A 608-nucleotide genomic window follows, 5' to 3' on the forward strand; every position below is an offset into this window, starting at 1 on the left:
AGTTTAGATAAAGAACACACTACTTACTGGTCACTTCTTGACTGCTCCAATAGAGACAAGTTGTATCAAGAACTCATTGAAACAAAAGAACTACTAGAAAAACAAAGTCAGGAACTTCTAGAAATGGCAACAATAGATCCTCTCACGGGTTTATTAAATAGAAGAGAGCTTAATAACCGATCAGGTAGGCTATTTTCTCAAGCTCAGAGAAACAAGTCATCAGTTGCGCTGATGATCATAGATATAGATTACTTTAAAAACATTAATGACACTTATGGGCATGCTTTTGGAGATGATGTTTTGCAGCACTTAGGCAAAACTCTACTCAAAAGTCACAGAGAGCATGATGTCGTTGCACGATATGGGGGAGAAGAGTTTGTTTTAGTTTTACCCGACATTGATGATGCAAACGCATTAAACATTGCTGAAAAAATTCGGTGCGATATTGAAACAACAAAGATTAATGGTGTTAATATCACCGTCAGCATTGGTGTAAGTATAAATAAAGATAATAAAAATGAATTCGATGTCTTATTTAAGGAAGCTGATTCAGCGCTATTTAAGGCGAAAAAAAATGGGCGAAATAGGGCAATACTATACTGAATATG

The 608-nt window shown here is 35.5% G+C and carries 1 protein-coding gene; it reads left to right on the forward strand.

Features of this window, described 5'->3' with window-relative positions; all coding sequences use genetic code 11:
- Positions 1-603, forward strand: a 603-nt coding sequence (locus tag A3761_RS24560) for a GGDEF domain-containing protein (protein WP_068751088.1), incomplete at its 5' end; no start/stop codon positions are given.
- Positions 604-608: the final 5 nt, after the last annotated feature.

The organism is Oleiphilus sp. HI0123, assembly GCF_001635315.1.